The organism is Streptomyces sp. NPDC002809, from assembly GCF_040295435.1.
Lineage (GTDB): Bacteria > Actinomycetota > Actinomycetes > Streptomycetales > Streptomycetaceae > Streptomyces.
In genome coordinates this window covers 16,325-35,296 of record NZ_JBEOVJ010000086.1, presented here as the reverse complement: position 1 = coordinate 35,296, position 18,972 = coordinate 16,325, and the positions used below count along the sequence as shown (strand labels likewise).

15 protein-coding genes are annotated in these 18,972 nt (G+C 70.3%); 8 read left to right on the top strand and 7 right to left on the bottom strand.

The window, feature by feature from the left end; genetic code table 11:
• Positions 1–302 precede the first annotated feature (302 nt).
• From ABT025_RS33150 to ABT025_RS33140, 3 genes are all read right to left on the bottom strand, one after another.
• Positions 303–1,025: a DUF4097 family beta strand repeat-containing protein gene (locus ABT025_RS33150; protein WP_351002353.1), complete on the bottom strand. Its 723-nt coding sequence runs from the start codon at positions 1,023–1,025 to the stop codon at positions 303–305.
• 107 nt (positions 1,026–1,132) lie between these two features.
• Positions 1,133–2,473 carry an FtsX-like permease family protein gene (locus ABT025_RS33145; RefSeq protein WP_351002355.1) on the bottom strand — a complete coding sequence of 447 codons (1,341 nt, stop codon included), beginning with the start codon at positions 2,471–2,473 and terminating at the stop codon, positions 1,133–1,135.
• A gap of 5 nt (positions 2,474–2,478) precedes the next feature.
• Positions 2,479–3,171 (bottom strand): ABC transporter ATP-binding protein, encoded by a 693-nt coding sequence (locus tag ABT025_RS33140; protein WP_351002352.1) that lies wholly within the window; start codon positions 3,169–3,171, stop codon positions 2,479–2,481.
• Between the two features lie 195 nt (positions 3,172–3,366).
• On the opposite strand from ABT025_RS33140, the gene ABT025_RS33135 reads away from it, so the two are divergent.
• Complete coding sequence (locus ABT025_RS33135) at positions 3,367–4,539, top strand: sensor histidine kinase (protein ID WP_351002351.1); 1,173 nt, start codon at positions 3,367–3,369, stop codon at positions 4,537–4,539.
• A 33-nt stretch (positions 4,540–4,572) separates the two neighbouring features.
• Positions 4,573–5,241, top strand: a complete 669-nt coding sequence (locus tag ABT025_RS33130) for a response regulator transcription factor (RefSeq protein WP_351002350.1) — start codon at positions 4,573–4,575, stop codon at positions 5,239–5,241.
• Positions 5,242–5,556: 315 nt separating this feature from the next.
• Here the strand turns inward: ABT025_RS33130 and ABT025_RS33125 are convergent, their stop codons facing one another.
• Positions 5,557–7,506 (bottom strand): hypothetical protein, encoded by a 1,950-nt coding sequence (locus ABT025_RS33125; protein ID WP_351002349.1) that lies wholly within the window; start codon positions 7,504–7,506, stop codon positions 5,557–5,559.
• 357 nt (positions 7,507–7,863) lie between these two features.
• Between ABT025_RS33125 and ABT025_RS33120 the strand changes: the two genes are divergently transcribed.
• Complete coding sequence (locus ABT025_RS33120; protein WP_351002348.1) at positions 7,864–10,272, top strand: DUF8508 domain-containing protein; 2,409 nt, start codon at positions 7,864–7,866, stop codon at positions 10,270–10,272.
• Between the two features lie 37 nt (positions 10,273–10,309).
• Here the strand turns inward: ABT025_RS33120 and ABT025_RS33115 are convergent, their stop codons facing one another.
• From ABT025_RS33115 to ABT025_RS33105, 3 genes are read right to left on the bottom strand one after another with little or no spacing between them, the layout of a single operon-like run.
• Positions 10,310–11,230 (bottom strand): alpha/beta fold hydrolase, encoded by a 921-nt coding sequence (locus tag ABT025_RS33115; protein ID WP_351002347.1) that lies wholly within the window; start codon positions 11,228–11,230, stop codon positions 10,310–10,312.
• A 36-nt stretch (positions 11,231–11,266) separates the two neighbouring features.
• Positions 11,267–12,514, bottom strand: coding sequence for a beta-ketoacyl-[acyl-carrier-protein] synthase family protein (locus tag ABT025_RS33110; protein ID WP_351002346.1), 1,248 nt, complete (start codon positions 12,512–12,514; stop codon positions 11,267–11,269).
• Positions 12,511–12,750, bottom strand: coding sequence for an acyl carrier protein (locus tag ABT025_RS33105; RefSeq protein WP_351002345.1), 240 nt, complete (start codon positions 12,748–12,750; stop codon positions 12,511–12,513). The genes ABT025_RS33110 and ABT025_RS33105 overlap by 4 nt, the downstream gene beginning before the upstream one ends.
• Positions 12,751–12,964: 214 nt before the next feature.
• Between ABT025_RS33105 and ABT025_RS33100 the strand changes: the two genes are divergently transcribed.
• The 5 genes from ABT025_RS33100 (at position 12,965) to ABT025_RS33080 (ending at position 18,925) form a co-directional block, all read left to right on the top strand.
• Positions 12,965–13,426 (top strand): nitroreductase family deazaflavin-dependent oxidoreductase, encoded by a 462-nt coding sequence (locus ABT025_RS33100; protein WP_351002344.1) that lies wholly within the window; start codon positions 12,965–12,967, stop codon positions 13,424–13,426.
• Between the two features lie 47 nt (positions 13,427–13,473).
• A complete protein-coding gene (locus ABT025_RS33095; RefSeq protein WP_351002343.1) occupies positions 13,474–14,202 on the top strand; it encodes a nitroreductase family protein in 729 nt (242 codons plus the stop codon).
• A 231-nt stretch (positions 14,203–14,433) separates the two neighbouring features.
• Entirely contained in the window at positions 14,434–15,987 is a 1,554-nt protein-coding gene (locus ABT025_RS33090; RefSeq protein ID WP_351002342.1) for a peptidoglycan recognition protein family protein, read from the top strand.
• A 159-nt stretch (positions 15,988–16,146) separates the two neighbouring features.
• Positions 16,147–17,136, top strand: coding sequence for a phosphotransferase family protein (locus ABT025_RS33085; RefSeq protein ID WP_351002341.1), 990 nt, complete (start codon positions 16,147–16,149; stop codon positions 17,134–17,136).
• A gap of 352 nt (positions 17,137–17,488) precedes the next feature.
• Positions 17,489–18,925 (top strand): MFS transporter, encoded by a 1,437-nt coding sequence (locus ABT025_RS33080; RefSeq protein ID WP_351002340.1) that lies wholly within the window; start codon positions 17,489–17,491, stop codon positions 18,923–18,925.
• The last annotated feature ends 47 nt before the right edge of the window (positions 18,926–18,972 follow it).

The following is an 18,972-nucleotide window of genomic DNA, read 5'->3' as shown; positions in this document are numbered from 1 at the left end:
CCCTTTGGGGGGGGGGGGGGGGGGCCCCGCGGGGGGGCCGGGGCCCCCCCGCCCCCCCCCCCCCGCGCCCCCCCCCCGCCCGCGCGCCCCCCCCCCCCCCCCCCCGCTTCGAGCAACGCCGGTAAACCCCGATGCCTTCGGGGCCGTTGCTCCGGGGACTGTGTGAGGACGTGGTCGATATCAGGTCCCCGCTGCCGCCTCGGGGCGGTTCGCGGTGGAACGTCGGCGTGACGCGGCGACAGTTCGGCGATGACCAGTGGAAGATGATCCGGCTCAACGCCCTCACCTGGACAGCAGAGTGATCACGACCTCACAGAGTCCCTCTCGCTGATGTGGATGTCGCCATTACGCGTCTGCACGTTCACGCTGTGACTGCTCGTGCTGTCGTCCGCGACATCCACGGTGACGTCCCCCTTCTTCGCTGCCGTACGGACCGCGTATGCCGATGCGGGCAGGCCGAGTTGAACGTTGCCGTCCTGGCTCTGCACATCGACACGACCGGGTACGGAGGTGAGGTCGAGGTCGGTGTCGCCGTTTCGCGAGACGACGCTCACAGACGTCGCGGAGATCCCGTCGCCCTGCACGGTTCCGTCGCGTCCTTCCAGGTGGAGGGCGGCGCCGCCGAGGTTCGACAACTGCACGTCGCTGTTGCCGTACTCGGCCGTGACCGCGACATTGCGCGGCACCTTCACGGTGTACTTCGCACTGCAGTTGACGGAAACGCCGTCACAATCCACCGAGAGTGTGAGAATCCCGCCCTCGAACTGCCATCCGGCACCTATCTCACCGCCGATTTTCGTGCCGCTGACCCGGCGTTCCACTTCGACGTCGTCGACGTCGGAGGCGATGAGGTGCAGGTCGGCGGAGTTCGACTTCACGGTCAGGCTGTCGCCGCTGAAGCCGAAGGACTTCGATTCAGGAGTGGCATTCGCCTGGTCGACATCCGGGTCGCAGCCGGTTGCCGCGAGAGCGAGGAAGGCGGCTGCGCCGAGGGCAAGGATCGTGCGTGTCCGGCTGTCGTTCATTGTTTCCGTTCCCTGGTGATTCAGCTGCATGTTCGGTCGTCGTCCCGGTTCGGTTCAGGAGCGCAGAGCCCGGGCCGGGACGGTGTCGGTCGTCGTCCCGGTTCGGTTCAGGAGCGCAGAGCCCGGGCCGGGACGGTGCGGGAGACGCGGGCGGCCTGGAGTGCCAGGGCGAGGCAGGTCGTCACGAGCGTCACGGCAGCGAGTGCGCCGAGCGTCGCCCACGGGAGGCCGTCGAGCACCTGGCCCACGCCGGCCTTGGCGCCCACGGCGATGGTGGTACTCGCCACCGCGAGGAAGACCGCGCTGAAGACGATCGCCGTGCCTGCGTAGATCACGCCCTCGTAGACCGTGGACCGCGTGGTGACGCCCGGCCGCGCGCCGGCGACGGCAACGACCGCGGAATCGCGTGTGCGCTCCCGCCCGACCAGGGCAATCACCGCCAGGCCACCGGACCAGGACACGACGAAGACCCAGCCCAGAACGGTCATGACATCGCCCAGCCCTGCGGTACTTCCGGGCATGACGTTGCCCATCGTCATGAACAGTGCGACGAACGACAGGGAGAGCGCGAAGGGCAGCACCGTGGTGACGCTTCGGGCCGCGCGCGTTCGGCAGGACTGCACGGCGAGGTGCCAGGCGACGCCACGCGACGGGACGAGGGCGGTCCAGAGTTTCATCAGAGGTGTGAGCACCCACGGCCCCATCAGCAGCAACAGGCAGATGAGGAAAAGGTTTCCGGCGAAGGCGAAGGCGGTCCGCTGTTCGATGCCCCCTTCAAGTTCGAGGCCGAGGCCGGGAATCCACATCCCGAGCACACCGGCGAGAAGGCAGAGGGCGAGAACGCTCCGCGCGACACCGGGCCGCGCCGGCGGATCGGAGTGGTCCCGGAAGGCGTGCATCTCCGGCGTCCTGGCGGCTCGGCGTGTGACGCCCCAGCCGCCGAGCAGGCACGGGACCACTCCGGCCAGCAGGCTCGCGCCGATGTGCCAGAGCTGGAGTCCGGCGGTGGCTCCGTGCAGGTCGAGTCCCGTCGCCGTCCACTGCGAGAGGGCGATGTTCGCGACGAAGGGGGCCAACGGTACGGCCAGCGCGCCGGCCACCGCGCCGAGGACCACCAGCTCGGCACGGAGAACGGACCTGACGCGGCGGCGCGGGATCCCGAGGATCACCCACAGTGCGTGTTCGCGCCGCTGGGTCGTCAAGGTCAGACCGACGGTCGAGGCGACGACACCCACGGCGGCCAGAACGGTGAAGAAGACGATGTTGCCGCCGAGCGCGATCGACGCGGAGACCATCCGTGCGTCGCCCGCCGTCCGCGCCGCCGAGACGGCGGTGAACATGGCGATGACCGAGCCCGCCGAGCAGGCCGCGCCGACGACCGCACACGCGAGCGTCCACACCCACATCGACGCCTGCATGCGGACGTCCGACAGGACGAGCCGCAACATGCCGCTCACGCCGCCGCCTCGTTCGCGTCGTCCTTCGACTGCGCCGCGAGGACGGCATCGCTCACCGTGTGCGGGTCGCCGCCGGAGATGACGGCGTGCACCCGCCCGGACCCCATCACCACGACCTGGTCGGCACGCGCAGCCGCATGCGGGTCGTGCGTGACCATGACCACCGTCGATCCTTGTGCGGGCAGCGCCTGCAGCCAATCGAGTACGACGTGACCGGACTTGAGATCGAGCGCGCCGGTCGGCTCGTCGGCGAAGACGATCCGTGGCTGATTCGCGAGGACCCTGGCCACGGCCACGCGCTGGCGTTCGCCTCCGGAGAGCCGGTCGGGGCGCCGCCTGGCGTGTTGGGCGATGCCGAGCCGCGACATGGCCTCGCGGACCCGTGACCTGGGCACCCGGTGGCCGGCGAGTCTCGACGGCAGACAGATGTTGTCCTCGACCGTGAGCGAGCTGACGAGGTTGTACTCCTGGAAGACGAAACCGATGTTCTCGCTGCGGAACGCGGCCCGCTTGCGTGGGCCGAGCGACAGGACATCCGTTCCGAGAATCTCGACGGAACCTGCGGTCACTCGCTCCAGGCCGGCCATGCAGAGCAGGAGCGTCGACTTTCCCGATCCGGAGGGTCCGACGATCGCGGTCAGCCGGCCCTCAGGAATATCCAGATCGATATCGTGCAGTACATGTGTCATTTCTCTTTTACGGCCGGGAACGGGGAAATCCATACGGAGGCCGCGCATACGGATACACGGTACGGAAATGGGGGCTGCGATAGGCATATGAGAATATTAGGCAGCCCTGAACACGCTCCGCACGGGTGTCAGCACTACTTCGAGGTAGACCTAGGTCTACCTTCTTGAGATCCGCCGTATGCCATAATTCTGGCCATGTCGCAGATTCGTGTCGCCCGAAGGGTGCCGACGGAAATCATCGCAGCGATGGCCTTCCCGATTCTGCTGCTCTCCCTTCTTGTTGCACCGGCCTCGGCGGCCGTGCTGACGGAGTTGGACCGCTCGAGAGCGCGGTGGTGCGGCGTCGGCACGATGCCGCTGCGGCCCGCGGACCGGAGCTGGGCGCAGTGGGTGGCACGCCAGCTGCGATCGCGGTCGCTGTGGCGTACCGACCTCCCGGTCTTCGTCGCCGCCATTCTCCTTTCCGCGCTGTCACTGGTGGTGGCATTCTTCGGGTTCATCGGTGCCGCCGCGCTGGTTTTCTCTCCCGTCTTCTGGTCGTTCGGTATCGCCGCGCAGGTCGGCCCATTCACTCCGGAATCGCTTACGGAATCCTTTCTTGCGATGCCCGCAGGGGTACTTCTGGGTGGGGTCACCACAGGTATTCTGACCGGAATTTCCCTTCTCCGGGACCTCGTCCTGCGCACCTTCTCGAGAAGCCGGGACCCGGATCTGCTCGCGAAGCTGGAGGAACTCCGCACCAGCCGGGCCTCGTTGACAACGGCCTTCGAATTCGAGCGCCGGCGCATCGAACGGGATCTGCACGACGGCGCTCAACAGGAGCTGGTCGCCGTCGTGATGCGCCTCGGGATGCTGGAGGCCGCAGCCTCGGCAAGCGGCGAGGAACGCATCGTGGAACTGGCACGTCAGGCACAGGGCCAGGCCGAGCATGCGCTGGAACGGCTCCGGGAAACAGTGCGCGAGATCCACCCTCGCGAACTGAGCGACCTCGGCCTCGTCGCCGCCGTCCGCGAGCTGGCCGCGCGATCACCGCTGCGGGTCGAGCTGAACAGCACCGGAGATGACGCACAGTTGTCGTCGCCGACTGCAACAGCGGCCTATTTCACGGTATCCGAGGCGCTCACGAATATTACGAAGCATGCGGGCGTTGGCAGCGCTCGGATCGACCTGCAGTGCAATTCAAGCGGCGTACGTGTCTGCGTGCGTGACGACGGTGCGGGCGGCGCTGAAATCGACGCGGGTTCAGGACTTGCCGGACTGCGCGAGCGGATGCGAAGCATCGGTGGGGAGCTAGAGATCCGAAGCCCTGCGGATGGTCGCGGAACCGAAGTCGTGGCATCCGCTCCCGGCCAACCCACATGGGAATGAAGTGAATGAAGGCGAACAGGTGAGGCAGAGGCCATGAGAATTGTCCTGGCAGATGACAGCATGCTGATTCGCGCCGGAATCCGGGAGATCCTGACCTCCAACTCTCACGAGGTGATCCGTGAGTGTGAGGACGCCACCGAACTGGTCGCCGCCGTCGACGAGTTCGTGAGTTCCGGGGCCGCACCGGACCTGGTGATCACCGATGTCCGCATGCCCCCGGGAAACACCGACGACGGACTCCGCGCCGCCATCGACCTGCGATCACGCCATCGGGATCTGCCGGTCCTCGTCCTTTCCGCCTACGTCACCGGACCGTACGTCCAAGAGCTGTTGAACGGTCCGGGCGCGGACGGGGCCGTCGGATACCTGCTCAAGGAAAAGGTCGGCAGAGTCGTCGACTTCCTGCGCGTACTCGACACGGTCTCCGGCGGCGGCGTCGTGATCGACCCGGAAGTCGTCCGCTACGTCACACACGCGGACGCGCCCCAGGGCCCGCTCGCCCGGCTCACCGACCGCGAACGCGAGGTGCTCGCCCTTATGGCGGAAGGGCGCTCCAACGCGGAAATCGCGTCAGCGCTGTTTCTTTCCGGAGCGTCCGTGAGTAAGCACGTGGCCAATGTGTTCGTGAAACTCGGAATGCCCCCGAACGAGGACAACCGCCGCGTCAAGGCCATTCTGACCTGGTTCGAGTACAACTACTGAGTTCAAGCCTGAGGGGTCTCCGTCGACTGATCGGGCTGCCGCTACGACAAGCCCCCCGAAAGCTACGACGCCGGCCTCCACCTCCGGGCCTCGATGATCCGGCTCGACGCCCCCACCCGGACAGCAGAGTGATCACGACCTCGCACAGCCTCTGAGGGCTGTCCCGTAATCCGTGGTGGATCAGCGCGCGGCGTCGGATGCGGTGCGTCGCAAGGCGGAGGAGCGTCCGCATACTGGATGTATTCGGACGCTCCGACAACGCGGCGAGGAGCCGTAGCTGTCGTCGCGCGCCCGCCAGGGACTACGGGACAGCACTTAGCTCATGCGGCGCCGACGGATCACCAGCAGGGCGCCGAACCCGACGCAACAGACTGCGACAGCGGCGAGCACACCCAAGGGGCGCTCACGGCTACCGGTGTCGGGGAGCATGCCGGGGTGCGGGCCCGGGCCCGGCCCCGGCGGCACGGGACCTGTGTGGGTCGGGGCCGTGGTCGGAGTGGAGGTCGGGGTCAAAGTCGGAGTCGGAGTCGGTGTGGGGGTCGGCGTCGGCGTGGGGGTCGGAGTGGGGGTCGGCCCGGCCGTGACGAGGACCGTCTCGGCCGGAAGGCCGAGGCCGTGGCCCACGGGTACCTGACCGCCGGTCAGGACGTCGTGGGTGACCTGGGCGTCGAAGCTGTAGCAGCCGGCCCTCTCCGTGAGTGCAGGGCCGGTCGTCTCCGTCTGGTCCGAGGCGAACACCAGGGGGGTGAGGCGGGCCGCCACCGGCAGGTCCGGCGCGGACCAGTCGAGGCCGGCGCAGGTGCCGTCCGCACCGGGCGCGAGCGGTCCGTAGAGCGTGACGGCGGCGGTCAGCGTGCGGCCCTCGGGCAGGCCGGACACCGTGACGTGGTCGCGCACGCTGCCGCCCTCCCGCACGGTGGCGTCCGATGCCCGGGTGGTGACGGAAAGGACGGGCGGCACGTACCGGGGCTCGACCAGGAACGTCTCGTGCGGTTCGCCCGGAGCGAAGGAGACGTCCTCGCCGACGGCCGGGTCCAAGGTGGCACCGAAGGAGTAGCAGCCCGGCTCGTCCATGGTCTGTTCCGGCGTGGTGGTGCGTCCGGAACCGGTCAGCGCCACCGGGTCGAAGCGACGCGCGACGGGTGGAGTGCCGGTCCAGTCGACGTCGGCGCAGCCTCCGTTCACCTCGCTCAGGGGCCCGTAGAGGGTGATCGCGAGCGTCCCGCTCCCGGTGAGTCCCGACACGATGACGGTGTCGGTGGCGGACTCACCGGCGGTGAGCGTGGCAGCGGAGACCTCGCTGGTCATCCGGGGCGGGTCGCCGGCCGCGATGTCCACCGTCACGGCCGACTTGCCCTCCAGCGGAAGCGCGCCGGCGAGCATCATCGCCTGCACCCTGTAGGCCGGGTCGCCCTTCATGAGGGTGCCGATCCCTGCCGTCACCGGCCCGGTGGCGGCCAAGGTGGCGGAGGCGGCCGTGACCGAACGCAGCCAGAGCTGCCCGCCCGGAACGAGGGTCCCGCCGCTCGTGAACGGCTGAGTACCCGCGGCGTCGGTGAACGCTTCGGCGCCCTCGACGGCGACGGTGACCGGACCGGTCGCACCGGCCCCGATGGTGAACGGGCCGATCAGCTCGCCCGTCGCGCCGCCGTCCGGGCCCTCGATCGTCGGGGTGGGATCGGCGGCGGCAGGTGCCGGTCCGGCGGCCAGCACCTCGGTGACGATCTTCTGCACGACCTCGTAGAGCGCCTTGTCCTGGTAGTCGGGGGGCATCACGATGCCGTCGGTGAAGTAGTGAATGGCCATCGCGACGGTGCCCGACCGCTGCCGGTTGGCCACCGTCGCATTGGTGGAGGGCACCGCCGGCAGATCCGTGGCAGGCCAGTACTCCTGCAGGATGCGCTGGACGTAGCCCGCGTTGCGGATGCCCCCGGCGGGCTCGGGGTCGTAACCGGTGCCGGTGCGCTGTCCCTGCGCCCACTGGACGCAGTAGGCGGAACCGATCACCGTCGTTCCCGTGGAGTCGCGGAAGTTGTAACGGCAGGCGTTGGTGCCGTTGGTGACGGTGAAGCCGAGGCCGGCCGGGTCGTAGCCGAAGTCCGGGTAGGCGTGGGCGGTCGGATCATAGGTCTCGGGGGCCGCGTACGGCTTGGGCTGGGTGTCCCGCACACCGACCTCGATGCAGCCGTTCGTGCCGTACTGCACAGCGGCGAACGGTGCGGAGGGCGGCACCTCGCCCGCGTCCGCGCGGGGCAGCACCGCCACCGCACAAGCGATCAGAATGCGAGGATCAGAGCCAGGGAGGTGACTGACGTGCCGGTACGTGACCGCGGCATGAACCATGCCTTCCATTCAGAAAATATGACAAAAGAAACATTCGGTCAGCCGCGGTCGGTACGGGTGACGTTCACGCCTGACACGCCTCACCGGTCCCCCGTCTGCCGCAGGCGGATCAGGAACCGGGGCTTCGGCGGTCCGACGGGGCCGAAGCCCCGGCGCCGGCGGTGTCACTGCCCGCGCAGTACCGGAGCGTTTTCCGGAATTAACCTCTGATGCCTTGTCATCACCGGTTCTACGCGCATAGCTTGTGCTCCCTCACCACACTCCGAGGGGCAGCTCACCGTGCACATTTCCAGATCTCGTTCCGTCCTGCTGGCCGGTGCGGTCGCCGTGACCCTCTCCGCGACCGCACTGCCCGCCGCCTTCGCGGCGCCTTCCTCGACCGCCGTGATCTCCGAGGTGTACGGAGGCGGCGGCAACTCGGGCGCGACGCTCACCCGCGACTTCATCGAGCTGGCCAACGCCGGTTCCGCCGCCTACGACCTGTCCGGCTTCAGCGTCCAGTACCTGCCCGGCGCCCCGTCCGCCGGTTCGCTCTGGCAGGTCTCCGCGCTGACCGGATCCGTCGCGCCCGGCGGCCGCTACCTTGTCGCCCAGGCCGCGGGCACCGGTGGCACCGTCGCCCTGCCCACCCCGGACGCCACCGGCACCGTCGCCATGTCCGCCGCCAGCGGCACCGTCGCGCTGGTCTCCGGAACCACGCCGCTGACCTGCAAGACGGCAGCCGACTGCGCAGCGGACACCCGCATCGTGGACCTGGTGGGCTACGGCTCCGCGGTCGTCCGGGAAGGCGGCGGACCGGCCACGGGCGCCTCCGCCACGGCCTCCGTGGCGCGCGCGGCCTCCCTCTCCGACACCGACGACAACGCGGCGGACCTGTCCGCCGCGGCCCCCACGCCGGTCAACGCGGCCGGTGAGACGTCCGGCGGCGGCACCGGCCCGGGGGACCCGGGCAACCCGACCGAGCCCGGCACCGTCCGCGTGCACGACATCCAGGGCACCACCCGCCTCTCCCCGCTCGACGGCAAGGCGGTGACCGGGGTGCCCGGCATCGTCACCGCGGTACGCACCACGGGCTCGAAGGGCTTCTGGATCCAGGACATGGCGCCCGACGCGGACCCGCGCACCGGCGAGGGTGTCTTCGTCTACACCGGCTCCACCGCCCCGGCGGTCGCGGTGGGCGACTCGGTGCTGGTCAGCGGCACGGTCGACGAGTACTACCCGTCGGCCACCACGCAGTCCATCACCGAGATCACCTCCCCCAGGGCCACGGTCCTCTCGTCGGGCAACGCCCTGCCGGCAGCGGTCGTGCTCGACGCGGCCGCGGTGCCCGCCGCGTACGTCCCCTCGGCCGGCGGCGCCTCGATCGACGCACTGCCGCTGGAGCCGTCGACGTACGCCCTCGACCTCTACGAGTCGCTCGAAGGCACCCGCGTACAGATCGCCGACACCCGCGTCACGGGTGCCACGACCGCGTACGACGAGATCTGGGTGACCGTCGAGCCGAAGCAGAACCCGACCCGGCGCGGCGGCACGCTGTACTCCTCGTACACCGACCAGAACACCGGCCGGATCAAGGTGATGTCGCTCGACACCACGCGGCCCTTCCCCGTCGGGAACGTCGGCGACGTACTGTCCGGCACCACCACCGGTGTGATCGACTACGCCTCGTTCGGCGGCTACAACCTCCAGGCGACCGAGCTCGGCACGCTCACCGACAACCACCTCCGCCGCGAGGTCACCCGGAAGCAGAAGGGCGGCGAGCTCGCCGTCGCCACGTACAACGTGGAGAACCTGGACGCGCTGGACGAACAGGCCAAGTTCGACACGCTCGCCGAGGGCGTCGCGGTCAACCTCTCCTCCCCCGACATCGTCTCGCTGGAGGAGATCCAGGACGACAACGGCGCGGTCAGCGACGGCACGGTCGGCTCCGAGGCGACGCTGAAGCGGTTCACCGACGCGATCGTCGCGGCGGGCGGACCCAGGTACGCCTGGCGCTACGTCGCCCCGCAGGACGGCCAGGACGGCGGCGAGCCCGGCGGCAACATCCGCAACGTCTTCCTCTTCAACCCGCACCGGGTCTCCTTCGTGGACCGTGCGGGCGGCGACGCGACCACCGCGGTGGCGGCGGTCCCGACGAGGAAGGGTGTCACGCTGTCGGTGTCACCCGGCCGCATCAACCCGGCGAGCGAGGCCTGGTCGGACAGCCGCAAGCCCCTGGTCGGCGAATTCCGCTTCCACGGGAAGCCGGTGTTCGTCATCGGGAACCACTTCGCCTCCAAGGGCGGCGACCAGCCGCTGCACGGCCGCTACCAGGAGCCGTCACGCAGTTCGGAGACGAAGCGCGTCCAGCAGGCGGCGGAGGTCAACACCTTCGTGAAGTCCCTGCTGGCGGCCGACAAGTCGGCGCGGGTCGTCACGCTCGGCGACCTCAACGACTTCGTGTTCTCACCGACGATGTCCGCCCTGACCGCGGGCAAGGCGCTCAAGCCGCTCATCACCACACTGCCGGCGAACGAGCAGTACAGCTATGTGTACGAGGGCAACTCCCAGACGCTGGACCACATCCTGACGAGCCCCGGCATCCGCCGGTTCGACTACGACGTGGTGCACATCAACGCGGAGTTCGCGGACCAGGCGAGCGACCACGACCCGCAGATCGTGCGGGTCAAGGTCGACGGCCGACACTGATCCCGCCGGTCGGGCGGCTCGCCTCCGAGAGGGCGGCTCAGCCGCCCGGCCGTGGATGAACCGGACCTGCCGCGCCCGCACGCGGGCGCGGCAGCGAGGCGAGCGGCCAAAGGGCGGGGGCCTGCTCCAGGGGGCGGTCGGTGAAGAAGCGGGCCACCAGGTCCGCCACGTCGTCGGGCCGCTCCAGCACCACCCAGTGGTCGGAGTCACCGATCGTCAGAAAGCGGCTGCCCTCGATCGTCGCCGCGAAGGCGCGCTGCCGTTCGGGCGAGGTCACGGTGTCGTGCTCGCCGGCGAAGACGAGAGCGGGCACCCCTCTCAGCCCGCCGGAGAAGTCCGGCCGGTGGCCCAGCGCCCTGCGCAGCGACTGCGCAGCGTGCGGGGAATGGGTGAGCGCCTGCACGAACGAACGCCGGACATAGCGCCGCGCGAGCTCCCTGCGGTGGACCCGGCGCTGCGGGTCCAGGCACATCAGCGCCTCGGCGGTCAGCGTGGCGAGCCCTTCCATGTCTCCGTCCCCCAGCCGCTCGACCGCCCGGCCCCACTGGCCGCGCTGGGCGTCACTGATGTACGCCGGTACGCCGCCGAGGACCAGCCGGGCGATCCGGCCGGGGTTCCGCCGGGCGCAGCCGAAGGCGATCGACGTGCCGTAGGAGAAGCCGAAGAGGTTGACCCGGGCCGCGCCCAGGTCGTCGATGATGCCGGCGACGGCCGCGTACAGGAGGTCGTCACCGGTGCCGGGCGGCAGCGGATCGGCGCCGCCCATGCCCGGCAGGTCGGCGGTGACGACCGGGGCGTGCGGGCCCAGGTGCTCGTCCATCTGCGGCCAGCCGTACATGCCCTGGAGCGCGCCGCCGAGAACGACGACCGGTTCGGTGCGGGGCGAGGGCTGCGTCAGGATGCGGTAGCTGTAGCGCAGTCCGTGCACCGACAGGTTCCGGATGATCTCGTCGGGCATGGTCATCGCTCCTTGGTCCGTACGTCCGCTGCGCGGTCAGGCCCTGGTGAGGACGAGCGCGGCGTTGTGCCCGCCGAAGCCGAGCGAGGTCTTCACGGCCGCGTCGAACACGCCCGGCCGGGCCTCCTTGCTCACCACGTCGACGGGGATCTCCGGATCGGGGGCGTCGAGGTTGACGGTGGGCGGCACGAGCTGGTGCTGGAGGGCGAGGACGGTCAGCGCGGTCTCGATGCCGCCCGCCGCGCCCAGGGTGTGACCGGTCATCGCCTTCGTCGACGTGACGAGGGGGTGTTCGCCCAGGACCCGGCGCAGCATCGTCGCCTCGATGAGGTCGTTCGCCACGGTCGAGGTGCCGTGGGCGTTGACGTGCCCGATGTCCGTGGCCGCCAGCCCCGCGTCCGCGAGTGCGGTGCGCAGGGCCCGTTCGATGCCGGCCCCGTCGGGGTCCGGGGCGACGGCGGAGTAGGCGTCGCTGGAGGCCCCGTAGCCGGCGATGTGGGCGCGGACGGTGGCGCCCCGGGCGGCCGCGTGTTCGGGGCGTTCCAGGACGAGGAGGCCTGCGCCCTCGCCGACGACGAAGCCGTCGCGGTGGGTGTCGAAGGGCCGGCAGGCCGCCTCGGGGTCGTCACGCCGGGTCGAGACGGCCTTCAGCTGGCAGGCGCTGGCGATCAGCAGACGCGAGCAGACGGATTCGGCGCCGCCCGCGACGACGATGTCGCAGGCGCCGGTGCGCAGCATCTGGTGGGCGGTGCCGATGGCGACGGTGCCGGAGGAGCAGGCGGTGGAGACGGCCTGGCTCGGGCCGTGTGCGCCGAGGTCGGTGGCGACGCTGCTGGCGGCGCCGTTGACGACGGTGAGCGGGGCGAGTTTCGGCGAGACCCGGCGGGCGCCTCGTTCGGTGAGGGCGGTGTGCTGCTCGTCGTAGAAGGGCAGTCCGCCGTGGGCGGAGCCGATGACGACGCCGACCCGGCCGCTGTCCCAGACCGAGGGGTCGAGTCCGGCGTCCGCGACGGCCTCGCGGGCGGCGATGACGGCGAGCTGCGAGAAGCGGTCCATGAGCCGCTGGGTGGCGACACCCAGCACGGCCTTCGTGTCGAGGCCGGTGATGGTGTACATGAAGTCGCAGGGCAGATCGTGGAGTTCGGGCCGGCGTCGGACCGAGGGCGCGTCGGCTGCCTCGGACACCCCGCGCCAGGTGGCGTCGGTGCCCACGCCGGCCGCGGTGACCAGACCGATGCCGGTGACAGCGGCCGCGAACGGCTCGGGGCGGTACGGGGGCGTCATACCGCGGCCTCTCGGTGCACGTGCACGGCGTCGACCAGGTCGCCGACCGTGTCGCGCGAGGTCAGCTGGACGTCGTCGAGGTCGACACCCATCCGGTCCTCGATGAGGAGCCGCAGTTCTTCCAGGGCCAGGGAATCCAGCCTGAGCTGACGGAGCGGCACCTCGGGCCGGATCGCCGCCGGGTCGGTTCCGAAGTTCGCCACCAGCAAGGTGCTGATCTCGTCTGCCGTGCTCAAGGGGGCACTCCTCCGCTGTCGTACGCGGTGACGCCTTGCCGCGTGAAGGTGTGAGTGCCGTCGGGGGACGCCGGCTGGTCCGGAGGAATCTTTTATACGCCCTGCCGGCGGCGGGTCCGGCCCGCGTTCCCCCGTGCGGTGGGGGGCTGTCCAGGTGTGCGAATCCGCCGGGGTGCGACGATGGGCGCAGGGCACGCGAGAGGAAGAGACCGGTATGGCTGCGGAGAACGACAACGAGGCGCGCGCACAGGTCAGCCCGAGCACCTGGGTGGCGAAGCAGGCCGAGCTGTACGAGTCGTCGGGCGGCACCAAGGGCACCACGCAGCTCGGTGTCCCCTGCCTGCTGCTCGACTACGTCGGCCGGCGCAGCGGCACGCTGCGGCGCACGGTGCTGATGTACGGGCGGGACGGCGACGACTACCTGGTCGTGGGGTCGAACGGCGGCGCGGACAGCCATCCGCTCTGGTACCTCAACCTGCGGGCGAACCCGTCCGTCGAACTCCGGGTGGGCCCCGAGCGGTTCCCCGCCGTCGCCGAGACGCTGTCCGCGGACGAGAAGGAACGGGTCTGGCCGCATCTGGTGGAGGTCTTCCCCCGGTACGCGAAGTACCGGGGCGGCACCGACCGCGACATCCCTGTGGTCCGGCTGCGACGGACCGCTCCGGCCGCGGACTGATCAACGGGCCTCCTCACGGCAGGGCTTCGCCCGTAAACTCCGCGATCATGACGATCGAAACGACTCAGGCAGCCGTGACGGCCGAGGCCGAGGCCCTGTTCTCCACCATGTCCACGATGCGCGCGATGCGCCGTCTCAAGCCGGAGCCCGTGCCGGACGAGACGCTGGAGCAGCTCATACAGGCCGCGGTCTGGGGTCCCAGCGGCGGGAACATGCAGTGTTACGAGTACGTGGTGGTGACGGACCGCGAGGTGATGGCGCGTCTCGCGCCGCTGTGGAAGCGGTGCGTGGACGCGTATCTGGCGACGACCGGGAAGTACGCGCCGGAGGGCATGAACGACGAGGCGTACGGCCGGATGGTCGCCGCGATCGAGTACCAGCGTGACCACTTCGCGGATACACCGGCGCTGATCGTGCCCTGCTACCGGTTCCCGGAGCCCCGGATGGAGGAGGAGGGCCTGGCCGCCTACGCACAGGCGCTCGGTCCGGCGGGTGTCGAGCACATGATGACCACCCAGACCCGTTTCCAGGCGCTCGCCGAGGGGTCCTGCGTGTACCCGGGGGTCCAGAACATCCTGCTCGCCGCCCGGGCGCTGGGGCTCGCGGCGAACATCACCATCTGGCATCTGATGCTGGAGCAGGAGTGGAAGGAAGCGCTCGGCATCCCCGAGGACATGGAGACCTTCGCGGCCATTCCCGTCGGATGGCCGCAGGGCAACTTCGGGCCGGTCCGGCGCCGCCCGGTGGCCGACGTCATCCACCGCGACCGCTGGTAGGACCCGCCGTCCGGACCGCGCCGCCACGGCGCGGTCCGGACGGTGCGGCGCGGTGCCTGCATCCCGGCCACCTTTACCGCAACTCCATTGAGGTGAAAGGGAGTTCGACACGCCTCGATATGATTGTCATGCTCCGAACAGATGGATAGCCTGAGCGGGCTTCGCGACCCCTCGGCCCACCCCATCCGGGCCCGGGGGCCGTTCTTTCTCCCCCACAGAGCAGGAGCAGGTATGCCCACACGTGCCGCCGCCCACACCAAGGCCCGCGCCTCCGTGCTGGCGGCCCTCACCGCCACCGTCCTGGCCGCGACCGGCACCCCGGCCCTCGCCTCGACGGACACCGGGCACCCGATGAACCGGGCGTTCGAGCGGGCCGCCGAGACGTACGACGTCCCGCGCGATCTGCTCACCGCCGTCGGATACGGCGAGACCCGGCTCGACGGCCACTCCGGGCGCCCCAGCCAGGCCAACGGCTACGGCGTGATGCACCTGGTCAGCAACCCCGTGAACCGGACGCTGGAGCAGGCGGCCGACCTCACAGGGGAGCCCCTGGCCGAGCTCCGCGCCGACACGGCGGCCAACATCATGGGTGGCGCGGCAGTGCTGCGCGGTTACGCGGACAAGCTCGGGCTCGACGCCCGGGACCGCGACGACCTCGACGCCTGGTACCCGGCTGTCGCCCGGTACAGCGGCAGCGACGGCCCGGCCGCCGCCCTCTACGCCGACACGGTCTACACCTTCCTCGCCGACGGACTCGACACCGTGACGCCGGACGGCGAAGCGGTCTCGGTGACGGGCCGTCCGGTGTCGCCGCAGAAGGGCGAGGCCACCGCCGCGGACGCGAGTACCCGGAGCACCGACTACCCGTCGGCGCTCTGGGTCCCTGCCAACGCGAACAACTACGCCACGGGCCGCTCGGCGACGATCGACAAAGTGGTCGTCCATGTCACGCAGGGCTCGTACGCCGGCTCGATCAGCTGGTTCCAGGACCCTGTGTCCGAGGTGAGCGCCCACTACGTGGTGCGCTCGTCGGACGGCCAGATCACCCAGATGGTGCGCGACAGCGACACCGCGTACCACGCGCGGAGCGCCAACGCCTCGGCGCTCGGCATCGAGCACGAGGGGTTCATCGACGACCCGTCCTGGTTCACGGACTCGATGTACCGGTCATCGGCGGCCCTGACCGCCTACCTGTGCGACCGGTACGGCATCCCGAAGGACCGGGCGCACATCATCGGGCACAGCGAGGCACCCGGCAACGACCACACCGACCCCGGACCCTACTGGGACTGGAACCGCTACATGGAGCTGGTCGGCGGGAGCACCGGCGGCGGCGACACGGGCGACGGGCTGAGCTTCACCGCGTACGCGACGCAGCGCAGCGGTTCGACGGGAGCCCAGGTCAAGGCCGTTCAGACGCTGCTGAACGCGCAGGGCTATCCGGCGGGCGAGGTGGACAGCAGCTTCGGTCCGGCCACAAAGGGTGCGGTGACGGCGTTCCAGTCGGCGCGCGGGCTGGACGCCGACGGCGTCGTCGGTGCCAGGACCTGGACGGCTCTGCTGGCCGCCGGCACCACGCCCACGCTCGCCGAGGGCGCCTCGGGCGACGGCGTGAAGCGGCTCCAGCGTGCGCTGACCGCGGCGCTCGGCTCGACGGTCGGTGCCGACGGGAGCTTCGGTCCGGGGACGGCGACCGCGGTGCGCACCTACCAGACGAGCCGAGGCCTGACGGTCGACGGCATCGTCGGTCCGGGCACCTGGACGGCGCTTCAGGCGGGCCGCTGACGGAGACGGTCACGTGCGGGGCGGTGCGCACGGCACCGCCCCGCCCTTCGCACGCCCCGGTCCACGCGGCGAGCGCTCCACAACCCCGTCGCACCGGCCCCGCCGCTCCCGTAGGTTTGCGCCTTTGCGGGTTGTCGTGACGGAGAGGCGGTTCGGAACGTGGCGCCCAGGGCGGGGACGAGGGAGCAACTGGCAGGTGCGGCGCGAGCCGCGCTGGGCGGCGGGCGGCGGCTGGAGGCGGTCGAGCGGATCACGGGCGGCAGCAAGAAGGGCGTGTACCGCCTGGTGATGGACGACGCGACGACGGCGATCGCCTACCTGTGGGACGAAGCCGAGAACTACTGGCCCGCGGCCGAGGGAGACGACGACCTCGCCGATCCGTTCTCGCCCGGCCTCGCGCTCGATCTGTTCCAGGCCGCGCACGCGCGGCTGGACGCGCTCGGCGTCCGCGTTCCGGCGATCCGTCTCGTCGACCGCGACGGCGCTCACTGCCCGGCCGATCTCGCGATCGTCGAGGACGTCCCGGGGAAGAAGCTGGAGGAGCTGCTCGCGCGCGACCCGGTCGCGGCCGCTCCGGTCATGGCCCGGCTCGCGCGGTCGCTGGAGGCGATGCGAGACCACCGGGCACCGGCGTACGGCAAGGTGGCCGTGGTCGACGGGGGCGGATCGTCGCGCGGTACGTCGTGCGAGGCGGTGGTCCTCGACCGCGCCCTGCGGGACCTCGCCGAGGCGGCCTCGCGCGATCAGCGGGTCGCGGGGGCCCGCGACCGGCTGGAGGAGCGACTGCTGTGCCTGGCGGCGGCGGTGCGGCCACGTGCGGAGTACGCGGTCGTGCACGGCGAGCTGGGGCCCGATCACGTGCTGGTGGACGCGGACGGGAAGCCCGTGGTCATCGACATCGAGGGATTGCTCTACTTCGATGTCGAGTGGGAGCACGTGTTTCTGCGGATCCGCCTGCACGACGCCTACCGGCCCCTGAGGACGGAAGGCCTGGACGAGGACCGGCTCGCGCTCTACATGCTCGCTCAACGGCTCTCGCTGACGGCCGGACCGCTGCGGCTGCTCGACGGAGACTTCCCCGACCGTGCGTTCATGGCGGGCATCGCCGAGTACAACATGAAGCAGGCGCTGCGACTGGTCCGAGCCTGAATGCGGATGCCGGCGGGCGGGCGGCCGGCGCGGGCGGCCGGGTGAGCCGCGACCGGCCCGGCGGCGCGGACAGGGGTGCCGCTCGACGTCGTCGGCCCTCCTGCCGCCGGGGCGGCCGGTCGTCGGCGGGAGGGCCCCGGGGGCCCCTCGTCACGTTTGGGTAACCTGCCGGAAACCCTTGACGTTTCTCCTGACTCGTTCTTAACCTCCTCGTGTAGTCGCACTTCACGTGCTGCGGCGCTTTCCGCAGTGTTTTGACAGGCACAGACATAGACCACCTGTCGGTGGTTTCGTCATGCCTGTTTTTTTGTGCTCCCCGTGCCGCCGATGGGTCTTCCTCGAAGGCGGATTCATGGCACAACGTCCGAGCGTCAAAGGCGTCGCCGACGTCGTTGCGCTCATCGATGGGCTGGGAAAGATCACCGGCCGGGCGCAAGTCATCTGGTTCCTCGTGTTCGGCGGGCTGTTCCTCGACGCCTACTCGAACGCGGCGCTGAGCGCCGGTCTGGGGCCGATGACGTCCCAGATGGAGCTGACCAGCACGCAGGTCTCGATCCTCACGGCCACCGCTCCGGCCCTGGCGATCATCTTCAACCCGGTCGGCGGCTGGCTCGCCACCAGGATCGGGCGGGTCCCCCCGCTGCTCATCGCCAAGGTCTTCGCCATCGCGGGCGCCCTGCTCGCCGCGTCCGCCGGTGACTTCACGGTCGTCTGGCTCGGCCGGGTCCTGGTGGGTGTCGCGTACGGCATCGACTTCGCCGTCGCCATGGCCCTGCTCGCCGAGTACACCCCCGCCAAGCTCGGCGGCCGGCTGAACCTGTGGCAGGCCGTCTGGTACGTCGCCACCACCAGCAACCTCGCGCTCGCCCTGCTCTTCTTCAACCTGGACGTCGGCGCGGACATCTGGCGCTGGTCGGTCGGCTCCGCCGCCGTCGTCGCCGTCGCGCTGCTCGTGGGCCAGTGGCTGATGCTCAGGGAGAGTCCCACCTGGCTGGCGAGCAAGGGCCGCCTGGACGACGCAGTCCTCAACCTGGACCGGATCTACGGGATCAAGGCCGTCGCCGGGAAGCCGGACGCGGCGACCCGCGCCGCGACCGCCGCACCCGCCATCGGCTTCCGCCAGGCCGGGGTGCTCTTCAAGGGCGAGTACCTGCCGCGCACGATTCTCTCCTCGGTCATCTCGCTCGGACAGTCGATGCAGTACTTCGCGGTCGGCTGGTACCTCCCGCTGATCAGTCTGACGATCTTCGGCGAGAGCTTCGAGAAGGCCACGATCGGCTCGATGGTCTTCAACGCCTTCGGTATCGCGGGCGGGCTGCTGTCCGCGTACTTCGGCCGCAGGCTCGGGCTGCGGCTCAGTTCCGCCGCCGGGTTCGCCGGGGTGTTCGTCGCCCTGATCGCGATGGGGCTGACCTTCGAGAAGGTCCCGACGGCCGTGGCGTTCCTGCTGCCGGTGCTGTTCATCCTCTGCCACTCCGCCGGCCCCGGCGCCAACGGCAAGTCCATCGCCGCACTCTCGTACAGCAGTGATGTGCGCGCGCTCGGCACCGGCGTCACCGGGATGGTGGGCAGCTTCGGCAGCGTCGCCGGGCTGTACCTCTTCCCGCAGATCAAGGAGTCGCTCGGCCTCGCCGACACCTTCCTGGTGCTCTCCGTCGTGCCGCTGCTCGGCATGATCACCTGCCTGGCCATCAAGTGGGACCCGATGAAGGCCGCTTCCCCCGACGAGGCCGCGGCGCAGCAGGCAACCGATGCGCCGGAACACGCGGAGTCCGTCACCGCGCGCTGACCGTCCGCCGTGCCTGCCGCACCACACGATGGTCCCTCTCCCCCTCC